The sequence below is a fragment of the Kitasatospora sp. NPDC101235 genome (assembly GCF_044767505.1).
Classification (GTDB): Bacteria; Actinomycetota; Actinomycetes; order Streptomycetales; family Streptomycetaceae; genus Kitasatospora.
The window spans coordinates 75,032-90,120 of record NZ_JBIWNZ010000024.1; the positions used below are offsets into that span (position 1 = coordinate 75,032).

Annotated in this window: 15 protein-coding genes; all 15 read right to left on the reverse strand. The window is 72.6% G+C overall.

The features are described 5' to 3' along the window. Nucleotides 1–157 precede the first annotated feature (157 nt). The gene (locus ACIRRH_RS31750; protein WP_403074227.1) at nt 158–1,090 is read right to left on the reverse strand and encodes an endonuclease/exonuclease/phosphatase family protein; all 933 of its coding nucleotides are present in this window, start codon (nt 1,088–1,090) and stop codon (nt 158–160) included. A gap of 78 nt (nt 1,091–1,168) precedes the next feature. Then, nucleotides 1,169–1,927 (reverse strand): hypothetical protein, encoded by a 759-nt coding sequence (locus ACIRRH_RS31755; RefSeq protein WP_403074229.1) that lies wholly within the window; start codon nt 1,925–1,927, stop codon nt 1,169–1,171. Continuing rightward, a complete protein-coding gene (locus ACIRRH_RS31760) occupies nt 1,924–2,817 on the reverse strand; it encodes an NUDIX domain-containing protein (RefSeq protein ID WP_403074230.1) in 894 nt (297 codons plus the stop codon). The genes ACIRRH_RS31755 and ACIRRH_RS31760 overlap by 4 nt, the downstream gene beginning before the upstream one ends. 219 nt (nt 2,818–3,036) lie before the next feature. Then, complete coding sequence (locus ACIRRH_RS31765; RefSeq protein ID WP_403074231.1) at nt 3,037–3,696, reverse strand: 2'-5' RNA ligase family protein; 660 nt, start codon at nt 3,694–3,696, stop codon at nt 3,037–3,039. Between the two features lie 8 nt (nt 3,697–3,704). After that, a complete protein-coding gene (locus ACIRRH_RS31770) occupies nt 3,705–4,628 on the reverse strand; it encodes a protein phosphatase 2C domain-containing protein (RefSeq protein WP_403074233.1) in 924 nt (307 codons plus the stop codon). 56 nt (nt 4,629–4,684) lie between these two features. Further along, the gene (locus ACIRRH_RS31775) at nt 4,685–6,679 is read right to left on the reverse strand and encodes an ABC transporter ATP-binding protein (protein ID WP_403074235.1); all 1,995 of its coding nucleotides are present in this window, start codon (nt 6,677–6,679) and stop codon (nt 4,685–4,687) included. A gap of 126 nt (nt 6,680–6,805) precedes the next feature. Then, a complete protein-coding gene (locus ACIRRH_RS31780) occupies nt 6,806–7,294 on the reverse strand; it encodes an NUDIX domain-containing protein (protein ID WP_403074237.1) in 489 nt (162 codons plus the stop codon). Between the two features lie 43 nt (nt 7,295–7,337). Next, nucleotides 7,338–7,817, reverse strand: a complete 480-nt coding sequence (locus tag ACIRRH_RS31785; RefSeq protein WP_403074239.1) for a GNAT family N-acetyltransferase — start codon at nt 7,815–7,817, stop codon at nt 7,338–7,340. Nucleotides 7,818–7,876: 59 nt separating this feature from the next. After that, complete coding sequence (locus ACIRRH_RS31790; protein ID WP_403074241.1) at nt 7,877–8,419, reverse strand: AAA family ATPase; 543 nt, start codon at nt 8,417–8,419, stop codon at nt 7,877–7,879. 379 nt (nt 8,420–8,798) lie between these two features. Then, nucleotides 8,799–10,889, reverse strand: coding sequence for an NB-ARC domain-containing protein (locus ACIRRH_RS31795; protein WP_403074243.1), 2,091 nt, complete (start codon nt 10,887–10,889; stop codon nt 8,799–8,801). Beyond that, complete coding sequence (locus ACIRRH_RS31800; RefSeq protein WP_403074245.1) at nt 10,889–12,817, reverse strand: glycoside hydrolase family 15 protein; 1,929 nt, start codon at nt 12,815–12,817, stop codon at nt 10,889–10,891. Before ACIRRH_RS31800 ends, ACIRRH_RS31795 begins: the two co-directional genes overlap by 1 nt. A gap of 32 nt (nt 12,818–12,849) precedes the next feature. Beyond that, nucleotides 12,850–13,299, reverse strand: coding sequence for a hypothetical protein (locus tag ACIRRH_RS31805; protein WP_403074247.1), 450 nt, complete (start codon nt 13,297–13,299; stop codon nt 12,850–12,852). After that, nucleotides 13,296–14,240 carry a hypothetical protein gene (locus tag ACIRRH_RS31810; RefSeq protein WP_403074249.1) on the reverse strand — a complete coding sequence of 315 codons (945 nt, stop codon included), beginning with the start codon at nt 14,238–14,240 and terminating at the stop codon, nt 13,296–13,298. The genes ACIRRH_RS31805 and ACIRRH_RS31810 overlap by 4 nt, the downstream gene beginning before the upstream one ends. A gap of 76 nt (nt 14,241–14,316) precedes the next feature. Next, the gene (locus ACIRRH_RS31815) at nt 14,317–14,568 is read right to left on the reverse strand and encodes a hypothetical protein (protein WP_403074250.1); all 252 of its coding nucleotides are present in this window, start codon (nt 14,566–14,568) and stop codon (nt 14,317–14,319) included. After that, nucleotides 14,565–15,083, reverse strand: coding sequence for a hypothetical protein (locus ACIRRH_RS31820; RefSeq protein WP_403074252.1), 519 nt, complete (start codon nt 15,081–15,083; stop codon nt 14,565–14,567). The genes ACIRRH_RS31815 and ACIRRH_RS31820 overlap by 4 nt, the downstream gene beginning before the upstream one ends. Nucleotides 15,084–15,089: the final 6 nt, after the last annotated feature.

Genomic DNA, 15,089 nt, shown 5'->3' on the forward strand with positions numbered 1-15,089 from the left:
GTCCCGCCGGGTAGCGCGATCGGTTGCCCGGAAGCGTGGCTGTGGCGCACGCGCAGCAGCCGTTCCTCCACGGTGGGCAGCACGACGCCGGCTGCCGTCCGCAGGCCGAAGCGCACTTCATCGGCGGGGGCGCCGCACCCCGCGCGCGGGAGGATCGCTACTGCTCCTCAGCGGGGGAGACTTGCGCCGGAGTGCGAAGGTCCAGTCCCGTGACGACGGGGCAGTGGTCGGAGGCGCCGAGCGACTGCTCGGTACGCACGATCCTGTGCGAGCGAAGAGCCGGAGAAAGGCGCCGGGTGACGCGCGTGTGGTCGATTCGGCGCTCTCCCCAGATGTCCGGGTTGCCGTTCTCGTCGGTCCAATGGCCGGCCGAGGGCTGCCACGGCGCGTCCAGGACGGCGGCAGCGTCCAGCAGGCCGCCGCGCCGAAGTACTTCGCCGGCGCGGCGGTCGGCGACGGGAGGGTCGTCGGGGTCTTCCCGCCACAGCACCTGGTACTCCAGCCACTCGTGGTCCTGCTCGGTGTACGGGTCGTCGTCGTAGTAGGTGCCGTCCGGGCGGCGGTCTGCGGAGATCGAGTTGGAGTCCGATCCGATCGCGCCCAGGATGCCGCTGCGGAACGCCGAGTGGACGCGCCGGGCTTCGTTGAACCGGAAGTCTCCTCGGAACGGGTCGCCGTGGTAGGAGGCGAACTTGACCGGCTCCGGGCCGCCGACGTCCAGCACGACGGTGGCCATCGAGTGCCAGAAGTCCACCCCGCCGTCGTAGCCTCGCCAGCCGCCCCGCACGGGTTCGATGCCCGGCCGCCACAGCACCGCCGTGTGGAAGTCGTGGGTGCTGGACGCCAGGGCGAGGGTGGGGGCGCTGTCGTCGTGGGGCCGGAGCGCCTGGCAGTTCAGGCCGGTGTCGTCCGCGAGTCGGCGCAGCACGGTTGCGGCGGCTTCGGGTGTCCGGCCGATGATCTCCTGAACGGCCAGGACGTCGGGGTCCATGTCGCGGATCACCTGGACGAGCAGGTCGTAGCGGTCCTGTTCTTGGCGGCTCTTTACCGATCCGAGGTTGAAGAGGTTGTACGTTGCGAAGTGCAGCATGTGGTCGGTCCTTCGTTGTTGGCCGGGCGCGTTCGGGCGGCGGTCGAGCCGGATGTTCGCGGGTCGGGGCCGGCGGGGTCAGTCGACGGTGCTGTCCACGGCGTCGAGCAGGGCCAGCAGCGGCTGCTCGTCGCCGACCGCTTTCGGTGCCTGCTCGGCCAGCAGACGGTGCAGGACGTGGGTGTGGAAGCGGATGGCGGAGGTGATGGCCGGTGGGCTGTAGGGCTGGGTTGCGGCGGCCAGCCGGTGGGCCCAGGAGTCCCAGGAGGTGCCGCCGTGGCGGTGGTGGTTGGTGCCGGTGTCGCGGTCACGCAGGATCATCGCTGCGACCCGGAGGTGCCGGGGTAGCTGGAGGGCCAGGTGGGAGCCGATCAGCACGTCGCCGCGGGCGGCCTTGACCGCCGCCAGGACGGCATCGAACCGGTAGGCGTTCACCAGCTCGGCCAGTACTTCCTGGGTCTCGCGCGGCGGAACCGCCGGGGCCGGCTCCCGCACGGTGGCCGAGCGAACGGTCAGATCGATGCGGCGTAGGTCGCGCAGGACCAGGCGGATCCCGACGCTGTGCTCATCGCTGTTGCGGCTGCTGGTGTAGATCGGGCCGAGCGAGCCGCCGGCCAGGCCGGCGAAGTCGTCGGCGAGCGCCTGCGGGTCGCTGCTGCTGGTCACGACGAGGTCGAGGTCGGACCAGCGGTCCAGCCCCTCGGCGCCCTCGGCCGCCGAGCCGTGTACCCGCAGGTCGCGAATGCGCGGCTCGGCGGCGGCCCACGCTCGAAGCAGCGGTAAGGCGTCATGCTGCCAGCCGACCGGCGGCAGCCCCTGCGCGGTGGGCGCCGTCACCGGGCCTCCGCGCGGAGCAGCCGGTCGGCCAGGAGGATCGCCGCCACGCTGCCGGCCTCGTGGATCGCGCTGGTGGCGACCAGGTCCACCGCGCCCGACAGCGGCTCCCAGTGCACGGTCATTCCGGCTTCGGTCCCGTCCCGGTGCAGCTGGCCGCGCTCCAGGGCGGTGCCGAGTAGCAGGTGGGTGGTGGCGCGGGTGGAGCTGGGCAGCGGAGTGATCGAACCGATCCTGCGTAGCCGGCCGGCGCGCCAGCCCGCTTCCTCTTCCAGCTCCCGCCGCGCAGCCGCCTCGATCTCCTCCCCGGTTTCCATCCCGCCACCGGGCAGGTGGACCACCCGGCGTTCCTGGAGATAGAAGTCGTCCTCGACCAGGGCGACTTCGCCCCGCGCGTTGAGTGCGACGATCCGCACCGCGTCCCGCACGTCGATGTAGTCGTAGATCCCCGGCCCGCCGTTGGGCTCGACGACCTGGTCACGGTGCAGCGTCAGACGCGGCCCTCGGTGCAGGACCTGGCTGCCGAGCGTCTGCCAGCCGGCGCTGGGCTCGGTACGGGCGGCCTCCTTCAGTGCCTCGTAGGCCCGGTGGAGCACCGGGAAGGTCACCTCGAACGCCTGCGCCAGGTCGGGGTGCAGCGGCCAGGCAAAGTCCGCTCCGCCGACCGCGTGCGTCGTTGGCCGCGTGGCTTGCCACTGCTCGAACTGCTTCGCCAGCGCGAGGGCGGGAGCCAATTGTTCGAGGGCACCGTTGATGGTGCGGGCCAGCAGCGCGGGCGGCCCGGCGGCGGCCACCGAGGTCAGCTGCCTGGTGAGCGTCAGCGTGTCGTGCGAGATCTGCCCCGGAGCCTCGGCGGTCGGCGTCCGGGGGGCGATCGGCGGGCGGGTCTCCATCTCCGCGCACGCTGACCACGCGGCCTGGCGAAGCGTGTCACTGGTCCAATTCATATGTTGCCCCTACTCGGTGGGGTGCGGAGTTCGGTGGGCCCGAGGCTAGCCGCCGCCCCACCGGCACAGGGGGGGGCAGCGACCGGCTTCGCGGTGGCGGTGCCGGACGGCCGGGCGAGGGGCGCCGCCTCGCCCGGCCGTCCGGCGGCGCGGGCCTCGCCGTGGTCATGGCTGTCCGAGGTGCAGCTCGTGGACGCGTTCGAAGGTGTAGCGGACCGGGTCGGTGTGCTGGTGTTCCCAGGCCAGCCAGACTGTCGAAACGGTGGCGCTGGTGCGGATGCCCGGCCGGATCGCCCGGCCCAGATCGGAGGCCAGGCGGTCGGAGCGGGCGGCCAGCTCGGGCGTGTCGGTGTCCTGGACGCCGTATCCGCAGCTCATGTGGCACCAGAAGTGCGTTTCTGCGGACGGGAGTTGCAGCCCCGCAGCGGTGAGGCCGGCGCGCACCTGGCGGTACAGCTCGGTCGGCTGCTGCTCGGGCCAGATCTCCACGATTCCCGCGGAGCCGGACGCGCGGGCCGGGCCGATCTCGATGGTGAACGGCTGCAGGTCGGCCAGCTCCCGCTGCACTGCGACAGCCGCTTCCTTGAGTACGTCGTCATCCACCCGCTGCCCGGCGGCGGTGTGCGGGTCGATCTTCTGGATCGTCATGTGCAGGTCGTCGGGGTTCACCGAGGAGATCACGTCCGGGTAGCGGGCGGTGATCTGCCGAAGGCGTTCGAAGTACCCGAGGACCTGGGGCTGGTCCTGTGGCAGCCACAGGACGTGCGGGCGCATCCAGCTCTCGTTGGGGCCGCCCTCGCGGCCCCAACGGCGCCCCGGTGTCATGAACCGCCTCACCGGTCGGCCTCTCCGCCGCTCGAAGCCGCCGTCTCCGTCAGGGCCGGCCCGTTGGGCTCCCGCAGCGGCCAGAAGACGAGGGCCTTGTCGTCCGAGACCTTGTAGCGGGGCCAGAGCTGCCCGGTGGGGTCTTCGTGCTCGGCGCGCGCGATGGCGTCGGCGACTGCCTGCGGCCCGTCCTGCCGGCACGCGCGGGCGAGTTCCCGCCACGAGTACAGCCCGTACTCCTCGACGCCGGCGGTGATGCCGTCGGTGGCGACCACGACCTCGGCCAGGTCGTCGGCCGGCCACGAGGCCGTGACCGCGTGGAGGCCCGCCTCGGGCACGGCCTCGGCGATCCAGTATCCGTCCTGGCGGTTGACCACGCCGCCCTGGAAGTCGCGCAGCTCCTGGAGGATCAGGCGGTGCCGGTCGCCGAAGCCGTGCCCGGCACGCTGGAGATCGCGGTACTCCCGTGCTTCGGGTCGGGCGTCGACCAGCCGGGCGAGGCGGTCGTCGCGCACCGCGTGCACCGTGCCGTCGCGGCCGATGGCGACGACGGGGCTGTCTCCCAGGACGGCCGCCTCGATCCGATCCGCCCTCCGCCGCACGACCGCTGCGGTGGACGCTGGCGAGGAACCCGCGACGAGGCCGTGGGCGTCGGCGACGCCCTGGATCGCGGAGGCGAGGATCTGGCGCAGGTCCGTATCCGCCTCGCGGGTGAGGAGTTCGGCGATGGCCGCGCCGAGGGTGTCGGCGTACCAGGCGCCTCGGGGCCGGTCGTCGGTGACGGTGGAGACGCCGTCCAGGACGATCAGGGCATCGGTCGTGGTGAACACCCGGTCCTCGCTGGGGCGGCCGTGGCCGGCGAGTTCGCCGATCCGGACGGTGGAGCCGCTCACCATGGCTGTGCGCGCGGTGCTGGCCGGTTCGGTCTGCACGGTGAACTCCGTTCTGGTCTGGGTAGGTTGGAGGGGGCTGGTTCTGCGGGGCGTGGTCAGGCAGTGGTGGGGGCATGGTTCGTCTGGTGGGGCAGGCGGTCGCCGAGGTCGTACTGGGCGGCCTGGAGGAGGTAGGACTCGCGGTAGCGGGTGGCGGGTTCCTGGGCCATCAGCTCGGTGTGGGTGCCCTGTTCGACGAGGGTTCCGTTGTCGAGGACGAAGATGTGGTCGGCCTTGGCGGTGGCGCCGAGGCGGTGGGTGATGAGGACGACGGTGACGCCGAGGGCGGTGAGCTGGCGGATCTGTTCGAACGTCTCGACTTCGGTTTCGGGGTCCATGGCGGAGGTCGGTTCGTCGACGACCACGAGGGCGGGAAGCCGGCCGTGGGCGTCGGGGGTGGTCAGGCGCAGGTAGGTTCGGCCGAGGGCGGCCTTCTGCCACTGGCCGCCCGACAGGCCCACTCCGCCTTCGAGCCCCTTGGCGATGAGGGTGTCCCAGCCGCGGGGCAGTTCCGCGATGATCGGGTTGAGGTCGGCGTATTCGGCGGCGGCCTCCAGCTGCTGCTGGCCGCAGGCGACTTCGGGACGGCCCAGGAGCAGGTTGGCGCGCAGGGTGAAGGACCAGCGCTGGAAGTTCTGGGCGAGCAGGGCGACGCTGCTGAAGAGCTGGTCGCGGTCGGCGGTCGCGGTGTCGATGCCGTCCCACCGGACGCGGCCCTGGTGGGGCTGGTAGACGCCGCACAAGATGTTGGCCAGGGTCGACTTGCCCGAACCGTTCGCACCCACCAGGGCGATGACCTTGCCCCGGGGGATGGTGAGGGTGACCTTGTCGAGGGCGGGAGTGTCGCGGCCGTCATAGGTGAAGGAGACGTCCTCGACGGTGATCGTCTCGGGGCGTTCGGGCAGCGGGGTGCCGCCGGTGGGAATCGCGCGGCGGTGGCCCTCACGGCGCAGCCGGTCGAGGTCGCGGACGAACAGCGACTCCTCGTACAGGCCGTTGATCTGGGAGACGAGGCCGCCGATGCTCGCCGAGCCGGTGCGGATGGCCACCACGGCGGTGCCGGCGGCGGCGAGCGGGATCGCACCGTTCATGACGAGCGAGCCCAGGAGGGTGAACGCGCCGACGGTGGCGGCGCCGGCCAGCGCCGCGGAGAGCAGGTCGGTGCGTGCCCGGGCCCCGGCGAGGCGGGCCTGTTCCTTCTCGGCCGCGCGGGCCATCTGCTCGTAGTGGTGGAGGATGAACGGCCCGGCGGCGTGCACCCGCAGCTCGGCCGCGGAGTACGGGCGGACCAGCATGTCCGCGAGCAGGGTGCTGGCCCGGTTGTGCTGGAGCCAGGCCCGGGTGGAGGCGTAGTGGCGGCGGGCGGTGCGCACCGCTCCCCAGCCCCGCGGGGCGGCGATCAGCAGCAGCATGGGCAGCAGGGCGGGGTGGAGGACGGACAGGACCCCGGCGGCGGAGGCGAGGCCGAAGACGGCGGTGAGGACGGAGGTGGCCTGGCCGATGATGTTCTGAAGGGACATGGCGCCCCAGCGGGCGCTGTCCACCTCGGCGAGGAAGGCCGGGTCCTCGATGGCCTCCAGTTCGGAGCGGCTGACGATGCCCAGGAAGTCGAGGGTGGCCTGGCGGAAGACCGCGGGCTTGAGTCGGTCGCCGGCCCACCCGGAGGCGGCGGACAGGCCGCAGGACAGGCCCGCGATCACCCCGACGGCCACGATCGCCGGCAGCGCCGTGCGCAGCACGGCGGCGACATCGCCGGGGGCGAGCAGCGCGGCCAGCGCGTGGTTGGTGGCGATCAGCGCCACGGCCGCGGCGAGGCCGCGCAGTACCTCGGCGCCGACCAGGGTCACCAGGGCGGCGCGGTCGGCGTGCCATGCCATCCGTCCGGCCAGGCGCAGGAAGTGCGGCATCTGCCGCGCCACCGCCCAGAACGTGACCTTGCCGCTGGCCAGCTCGTGCTTGGCCCAGCCGTAGTCGTAGCGCATCGGCCCGCCGAACAGCAGTTGCTCGCTGTTCGGGGCCGAGTCCGTGGGGGTCGTGGGTGCGCTGGTCACATACTCCCTTTCGTTGAGGCGGTGGGACGTGCTGCTCGGTGTCGGCGGGCCGGGAAGCACGTGGGATCGGCCGGTGCGGGTGCGGGCGGTCGGCGAGCGAAGGTTCCCGTGCCGGCCGGTGCCGGGTCACGTCCCGGCGAGGCGCCGCTGTCCGGAGCCGGGGCCGAATCCGTGGGTGGAGAACGCGGGTTCGCCGGCCAGGTACGCCTCCACCGCCGCCTTGGAGGTCGGGAACATCGGGCTGGGCAGGACGGCGGTGGTGGGGTGCCAGCGCACCTCCAGGTGCTTGTCCGGCTCGACGTTGACCAGCGTGCCCGTGAACTCGCTGGTGGCGAAGACGAACAGCAGGAACCCGCCGAGCCCGTCCCAGCCCTCCTTGGCCTGGATCGTGTGGACCAGGCGCAGATCGCACGGGCGGGCGATGAGGCCGACCTCCTCACGCAGTTCCCGGGCGGCGGCGTCAGGGATCTCCTCCCCGGGATCGACCTTCCCGCCGGGGACCGTCCATGCGGGGCCCGGGGTCCAACTGCGCCGGGCGTAGTGGACGGTGGCGATCCGGTCGGTGATCAGATCGTGGGCGATGACGCCGACCGACAGCCTGCTCGTCTCGTGCATCGGGACTCCGTAGTCGTCGAGGGAAAGGCGGGTGGAGCCGGGACTAATCGGCCCGGCCCGGGGAGGTGGGGAGCAAGGCCATGAAGCCGTCGACGGGCTTGAAACCGAGGCTTCGGTAGAGGGGGACGCCGGCTTCGGTGGCGCGCAGTTCGATGGAGCAGCCGTGCTGAGTGATCGCGGTGACCAGTGCGCTGGTGACTGCGCGGGCCAGGCCCTGGCGGCGGTGGGCGGGGTCGGTGACCACCGTGTGGATCCTGGCCCACCGGCCGGTCGGGTAGGCGGGGCCGCAGTAGCCGCGGTAGACGATGCCGATGGCGCAGGCGGCGAGGCCGCCGCCGGGTGCGTCGGCGACGTAGGCGAACAGGTCCGGGTCGGTGCCCAGTCGTCGGCGTACGTCGTCGCGGAAGGTCGCTCGCCACTGGTCGGTGACCGGTTCGCCGGTCAGGACCGCGACGCGCAGCCGCAGCAGCTCGTCGGCGTCGTGCGGCGTGGCGGCGCGGGCACGCGGATCGGGTGCGGGCACTCGGGTGCTCCTTGTCAGGGGGAGGCCGGCGGCGCGAACGCGGCGGCCGGGCGCTGGCCTCAGTCGTCCAGCGTGGGCAGACCCGTGAGACCGGTGTCGTGCATCATGCGGTCGACCGTGTCGTGGAGGGGGCTGTCGCTGCCGATGACGGTCTCGATGCCGCCGGGCAGGAGGTCGTGCTCGCGGTACCAGTCCCGCAGCTCCCGCTCGGTGACCCGCGTGAGGTACTCGGCATCGGTCTTCGAGGCATGCCGTGCGAGGGTCTCGTGGAACGGGACGTCGAGGTAGTAGCAGCGGGAGACACCGCGGTGGTCGCCCACCAGGCCCGTGAGCATTTCGCCGTAGTGGTCGGCGTACAGGATGCCTTCGATGATGACGTGGTAGCCGGCATCGAGCGCGTAGCGTGCCACGGTGTCGATCAGGCCGATGTTCGCGCCGCCGGGCCGGTCGCGTTCGCGCAGCACGGTCCGGCGGAGGTTGTCCTGCGCGACCAGGGCCAGGCCGCGACCGAACCGCTGCCGGATCCCGGCGGCCACCGACGACTTGCCGCTGGCGGAGTTTCCCCGGACGACAACGAGGCGGGTCTCCTTGCTTCCCGCCATCACGCGGCCGGCAGCAGGTGACGGGTGGCTCGGGGAGCTCATGTCGGCCGGCCGACCAAGTGGACTCTCACAACCAGCCTGTGAGCCATCGGATTTCTTCCTCTCGAAGCGGCGGGGAGCGGATATGAAGGGTCGCCCGGCCGGATCAGGGCGCGGCGAGGCCGCGATCGGGCATGTGATCGCTTGTCGTATGTGAGTGCGTCGGCAGATGTTCCACCGTAGGCGGCTGGGCGGGGCCGTGTCGGCGTGTCGCGTCGGATGACACACGATCCGGTGAACGACCTCAACTCGCAGGACTGATTGGGATGTTGTTGATCGCCTCGGACACTGCGCCGGGGCTGCGCCGAGCCCGGCGGGCCGCGGGGCCGGTGAGCGCTGGTCACTGGTGCAGCAGGGCGAGGAGCCGGTTGTGGAGGCGTTCCTCGTCGCGGGTGGCACCCAGGTTCCGGTACTGGTCCTGGCTGGCGGTGTACCAGTTGACGGCGGCTTTGGTCTGTCCGGCGCGTTCGGCGGCCTGCCCGAGGTACTCGATGGCGTGGGCCGACCAGTGGCGGTGGCCGAGGTGCGCGAACTCCTGCACGGCGATGCTGATGGTCCAGTTCGCGGGGTCGTGCTGACCGGCGAGGGACTGGGCTTCTCCCAGGAACACCCGCGCCCTGGCCACGTTCAGCGGGTCGGGCGGGGTGAGCGATTCGAGGTCGGTGAGGGCCTGCTGGAGCAGCGGGAGCGCGAGGTCCGTGTTGCCCTGACGGGCGGCGGCGGAGCCGAGGAGGATCTCGGCGAGGCCGGTGCCGCGCCGGTCGCCGAGGTCGGCGTAGAGCGTGATCGCACGGGTGAGTTCGGGTTCGGCGGCGGCGTACTGCTCGGCGTCGTAGAGGGTGGCGCCGATGCCGGCTGTGCACTGGGCGATGCGGCTGGTGTCCTGGTCCTCGGTGGCGAGGGTACGGCCCTCCTCGTAGAGCCGCAGCGCCTCTTCGTGGGCTCCGGTGCGCTTGTGCGAGATGGCCAGGGTGGTGGTCATCTCGTAGATGGCCAGGCGGTGGCCCCAGAGCCGGGCGAAGCCGAGCCCGAGCTTGTGGCAGGGGACGCTCAGGTCGGTGCGCCGCAGGCGGTGGAAGAGCGGCCACAGGTCGTGGACCAGGACCACGGCCGCCTGGTGCTCGCCGAGTTCGCGGGCGGCGGCGAGGGCGGGCATGACCGCGGGGGCGATGGCCTCCAGCCAGTCCTGCGCGGTGCGGTCGCCGGTGATCGGGACCGGCTCGGCGGGGTGGTGGCGGTGCTGGCGCGGCAGGACACGGTGGTGCGGGGTGAGGAGCTGGACGGTGTCCTGGGCGGTGGCGATCAGGTGGTCGAGGTAGCACTGCACGACGCGCCGGCGCGCGTCGGCCGGGTTGCGGATCATTTCCCGGACCTCGGGGCGGATGCGGTAGACGTCGCCGCGCGCGCTCTGCCGGCCGGTGTGCTCCAGCAGGTGGCGGGCCGCGAGTTCGTGCATCAGGTGAAGGGTCTGTCCGGCGGGGGTGGCGGTGGCGGCGGCCACGGCGAAGTGGTCGAGGTCGGGCGCGGGGATCAGCGTGGCGAGCCGGAGAAGGCGGGCTTCTGGCTCGGGCAGTGCGGCGAGGGCGACGGCGGTGGTCATCGGAACGCTCTCCAAGGTGGTGGTGGTGAGGGCGGGGTGTGAGACGAGAGGGCGCGAGGGGGTGAGGACGGCCTCGCCGGCGGCCAGGCCAAGGGCCAGAGGGTTGCCCTCGCAGGCGCGGACGAGGGCCTCGGCGGCCTCCGGCTCCGCGCGCACCCGGTCCTCGCCGACGATGCGAGCGAGCAGCCGGACGGCGTGGGCGGGCGTGAGCGGGGCCAGATGGTGGTGGTGCGCGCCGTGGGCGGCGAGCGCGGGCATCGGCGACCGGCTGGTGACGACGACCAGGCAGGCGGCGCTGGCGGGGACCAGCGGCAGGACCTGGTCGGCGCCAGCGGCGTCCTCCATCATCACGAACAGCCGCCGGGTGGCCGCGATGGAACGCCACAGTGCCTGCAAGTCGGCTTCCTGCCAGGGAAGATGCCCTCCGCCTTCCCCGAGAGCGCGCAGCAACGAGCGGGCGGTCTCGGCAGCCGGCGCCGGGCCGCCGACGCTTTCGGCGCGCAGATGGACGAGGAGCTGTCCGTCCGGGTACCGCTCGGCATGCCGGTGGCCCCAACGGGCGGCAAGAGTGCGCTTGCCGATCCCGCCGCCCCCGGTGATCACGATCACGGGAGCGGTGCCCTCCGGCAGGTCATCGAGCAGCCCGTCCAGGGTGGCCACATCGTGCTCGCGGTCGGTGAACACCCGGGGGACCGAGGCGAGTTGCCGCGGCACCGGCCGGGGCGGTGCGCCAGGGTGGAAATGGACGTCGCCGACCTGTCCGGCCTGGACGACGGCGCCTGTCCGGGCATCGGTGATGCGGTTGGACACGAACGGCACGGGGGCGGCCATCAGCAGCCCCTCTGCCGCACACCCGCGACCGTGAGCGTGCCCTGCTCCCGCTCGGGGGGCGCCCCGGCGGGAACGGCGCGCTGGGCCGGAAGACGGGCGCCGCCACCGCAGGCGGCCAGCCGCAGCGCGGTGTCGACCAGGGCGAGGTGGGAGAAGGCCTGGGGGAAGTTGCCGACCTGGCGCCCCAGCCGCGGGTCCCACTCCTCGGCGAGCAGGCCCAGGTCGTTGCGCAGCGCCAGCAGCCGGTCGAACAGCTCGCGGGCCTCCTGGAGGCGGCCGATCATGGCGAGGTCGTCGGCCAGCCAGAACGAGCAGGCCAGGAAGGCGCCCTCGTGGCCGGAGAGGCCGTCGACGTTGTTGCCGGACTCGTCGTGGGTCGGGTAGCGCAGCACGAAGCCGTCCTCGGTGGACAGTTCGCGCTGGATCGCCTCGATGGTGCCGATGACGCGCTTGTCGTCCGGGGGCAGGAAGCCGACCTGGGGGATCAGCAGCAGCGAGGCGTCCAGCTCCCGGCCGCCGTAGTACTGGGTGAAGGTGTTGCGCTCCGGGTCGTAGCCGCGTTCGCAGACGTCGGCGTGGATCCGGTTGCGCAGCTTTTCCCAGTGGGCGAGTTCGTCGGCGGTGGTGGTGGGCCGGCGGCGCAGGAGGGTGATGACGCGGTCGATCGCGGCCCAGGCCATGACCTTGGAGTGGACGAAGTGCCGGCGCGGGCCGCGGACTTCCCAGATGCCCTCGTCCGGCTCCTGCCAGTGGTCCTCGGTCCAGCGGGCGAGGGCGCGCAGCATCGCGTCGGCGTCGCGCGAGGGAAGAAGCCCGGCGTCCTCGGCGGCGAGGAGGGCGTCGGCGATCTCGCCGGCGACGTCGAGCTGGAGCTGGCCGGCAGCGCCGTTGCCGACCCGCACGGGCCGGGAGTTCTCGTAGCCGGGCAGGTGGCCCAACTCGCCTTCGGGCAGGTGGTGTTCGCCGTGGAGGCCGTAGAGGATCTGGAAGGTGGAGACGTCGGGGCCCAGGACGGCGAGCAGCCAGTCGCGCCAGGCTTCGGCTTCCTCGGTGTGGCCGAGGCGGGCGAGGGTGGTGATGGTCAGGGCGGAATCCCGCAGCCACACGTACCGGTAGTCCCAGTTGCGTTCGCCGCCGATCTGCTCGGGCAGGGAGGTGGTGGGGGCGGCGACGATCCCGCCGCCCGGGTGGCACAGGGAGTTGAGGACGAGGGCGGAGCGGACGACCGCCTCCCGGTAGGGGCCCTGGTACGCGCAGCGGGACGCCCACTCGTGCCAGGACACCTCGGTGCGAGTGCGCGCCGAGCGGGGGCTGCGCAGGTCAGGAACCGGGTGGGAGGAGGGGGACCAGGTGAGGGTGAAGGCGATGCGCTCGCCGGCGGTGACGGTGAAGTCGCAGCGCGCACCGGCGCGGGTGAGGACGTGGTGGGGGCCGTCGAGCCAGTAGGAGTCGGGGTGGACGGTGGCGCACAGGCGCGCGGTGGCGCCTCGCGAGGTGCGGGTGTACAGGGGGGCGTGGGCGCCGTAGCCGGGGCGGGCCCGGAACTTCGAGGTCATCGCCACGGTGCCGCTCAGGCCCTCGACGCTGCGGATGATCCGGGGCGTCCTGGTGCCCAGCGGCATGAAGTCGGTGACCCTCACGCTGCCGGTGGGGGTGTCCCATTCGTGTTCCAGCGACATGGTGTCGTCGCGGTAGCGGCGTCGGTCGGCCGCCGTGGGCTCGCCGTCGGTGGCGGGGCCGAGGCGCCAGAAGCCGTGCTCCTCTGTGCCGAGCAGGGCGGCGAAGACGGCCGGGGAGTCGAATCGGGGCAGGCACGCCCAGGTGATGGTGCCGTCGTTGCGGACGAGGGCGCCGGTGGCGGTGCTGCCGATCAGGCCGTGGTCCTCGATGAGGAACCGGGAACGGCGGGGCAGGGCGGCGGTGGGCATGGTGTTCCTGACGGGGTGGGTCGAAGGGGAGTTCAGGTCTGGGGGGCGGCCGGGGCGCTGAGATGGTCGAGCGCCGCCCGTACGGCGGCGCCGAGGTCGGCGGCGACGGCCAACCGCGGCATCGTGGCCTGGAGTTCGGCGTGGACGAACCGGTGCTCGCGCTGCGTGTGGTCGCAGCCGACGACCAGCGCGGTGCGTGAGAGGCGAAGGAGGCGCTGCCGGACGTCGCGTACCTGCTGCGCGCCGGTGGGGCACCACAGGAGGACGGCGCCGAAGCGCCGCAGGTTGTGCTCCTGCCAGCCGGACGGCGCTTGCGCGTGGGAGGCGGGCCGGGGGTTGAGGACGGTGCCGGTGAAGCCGGCCGCCTCCAGGAGGGCGATGGCCTCGCTCTGCCAGCCCGAACGGCCGGCTCCTGAAGGGTCCAGGTACAGCGTGGGGCTGCCGTCGGGGGTGTAGTGCTGTGGGTACTCGACCAGCCTCACTGGGCACCGCCGGAGACGGTGGCCGGGCCGGGGCTGTCGAGCAGGAGGACCATGATGACGGCCTGGGTGCGGGTCTTCGCCCCGATGGCGTTGGCGGCCCGGGTGATGATGCCGCCGATGGCGTCCGGGTTGATGCCGGTCATCCGCGCGACGGCGCGCACCTCGTGGGTGGCGAGCAGGGTGAGGACCGCGTGCTCCCGCGGAGGAATGCTCGGGAGCGTGTCGGGCAGTGCCGCGCGCAGTTCGGCGGTGTCGAGGAGGCCGGAGTTGATGAGGTCGACGATGGCGCGGGTGCGGTCGGTGAAGCCTCGGCGGCGCATCATCCGCGACATGACGTTGGCAGCGCCACTGGAGGAGCAGCCGAGCTGCTCGGCTACGCCGTCGTAGGTGTGCCCGAGGGCGAGCTGCACGGCGACGTTGCGCCCGAACTGGCTGAGCTTGTCGGTGCTCTTGGCGGCCGAACGCAGGGTTCCGGAGCCGCTGGTGAGGACGCGGCGTGCGCCGCTGACCTGGGCCTCGTACAGCGTCGGATCGGTGGCGATGATCAGGCATCTTTCGACCGGGAGCCCGAGGGCGCCGGCGGCCGCCCGGTAGGGGTTGGTTCCCTGATCACGGTGTTCTGCCGCGGACACGGAGGCGGACCACACGTTGGTGACGCGTTTGGCGGCGAGCATGGCGCTCACGTGGCGGCCGAGCCGCTCGGTGACCAGTGCACAGGGGACGTCCATGGAGCCCGCGCGCATCAGCAGCCGCAGCAGCGGGGCGGGAGTGGTGGCTGGCACAGGGGCGCCTGTGGCCAGGAGGAACGGGTCGGCGCCGGACAAGCGGTCGGCGGGCAGCTGGATGAGGGCGTTGGCGTCGACGATGACGCCCGCGCGGTTGATCAGGTGGCGGTCTAGATCGCGGGCCGCCAGTCCGTCGGCAGGTCGTAAGGTGCTCATCATGTCTGTCTGGGGTTGTCGGGGTGCGGCCCTGGCCCGAAACGGCCGCCATGGGGTGATGCGGTGAAGCGGGTGCTCAGCCAGCTGGCCGAGACGGGTCCTGCTGGGACGAGCCGGTCCGGCGCTTCGGCGTGGAACGAGTGGCGATCAGACGGTCGGTGACGGCCAGGGTGCCGAAGGCGGCGAGCGCGAAGATCGCCAGGTAGATCGGCTGGGTGAGCCGGGTTCGGTGCTGGACGAGGTAGAGGACGGCGGCGCCGACCTGGAGGCCGAGGAGGAAGCAGACGGCTCCGATCGCGGCCCGGCCGCCGGTGGGGCGGGAGTTCACGCGGCCTGGCCGCGGGGCGCGGCGCGGTGCAGCGGCTCGGCGGGCCACGTGGGGTCGATGTCGCTGAGCAGGACCAGGCCGGCGAGGACGGCGGCGATGCTCGCCTGGATCTGGGTGCGCACGCCCAGCCAGGCACGCAGGTCCTTGCCGTAGCCGCGCACGGTGGCGGCGGTGACGTCGAAGTCGGCCGCGATCTCCGGGGCGGTGCGCCCGCCGACCCAGCCCACCAGGACACGGTCGAGGCGCCGGGGCAGCCGGATGTCGGCGCAGAGGGCGGCGCAGGGCTGTGCGGTGGCGGTGATCAGGCGGTGCGCGGTGCCCCAGGCGACGAGCTGGGACGCGGTGCGGGTGCCGGTGGCCATCAGCAGGTTCTTGACGGCGGCGTCGACTTCGGCGGGCTTCCAGGGGAGTTCGGGGTCGGCCGCGATCGTGCGGACCGTGGATTCGACGGCGATGTGGCTGAGAAGACGGACCTGCTGCTCGGTCAGGGTGTGGGCGGGAAGAGCGATGGCCATGGTGGT

What these genes read in the sequence shown, in the direction of transcription:
- ACIRRH_RS31820 (WP_403074252.1), bottom strand. Translation starts at nt 15,083, where the DNA reads ATGGCCATCGCTCTTCCCGCCCACACCCTGACCGAGCAGCAGGTCCGT.
- ACIRRH_RS31765 (WP_403074231.1), bottom strand. Translation starts at nt 3,696, where the DNA reads ATGACACCGGGGCGCCGTTGGGGCCGCGAGGGCGGCCCCAACGAGAGC.
- ACIRRH_RS31780 (WP_403074237.1), bottom strand. Translation starts at nt 7,294, where the DNA reads ATGCACGAGACGAGCAGGCTGTCGGTCGGCGTCATCGCCCACGATCTG.
- ACIRRH_RS31810 (WP_403074249.1), bottom strand. Translation starts at nt 14,240, where the DNA reads ATGAGCACCTTACGACCTGCCGACGGACTGGCGGCCCGCGATCTAGAC.
- ACIRRH_RS31760 (WP_403074230.1), bottom strand. Translation starts at nt 2,817, where the DNA reads ATGGAGACCCGCCCGCCGATCGCCCCCCGGACGCCGACCGCCGAGGCT.
- ACIRRH_RS31790 (WP_403074241.1), bottom strand. Translation starts at nt 8,419, where the DNA reads ATGGCGGGAAGCAAGGAGACCCGCCTCGTTGTCGTCCGGGGAAACTCC.
- ACIRRH_RS31795 (WP_403074243.1), bottom strand. Translation starts at nt 10,889, where the DNA reads ATGGCCGCCCCCGTGCCGTTCGTGTCCAACCGCATCACCGATGCCCGG.
- ACIRRH_RS31800 (WP_403074245.1), bottom strand. Translation starts at nt 12,817, where the DNA reads ATGCCCACCGCCGCCCTGCCCCGCCGTTCCCGGTTCCTCATCGAGGAC.
- ACIRRH_RS31750 (WP_403074227.1), bottom strand. Translation starts at nt 1,090, where the DNA reads ATGCTGCACTTCGCAACGTACAACCTCTTCAACCTCGGATCGGTAAAG.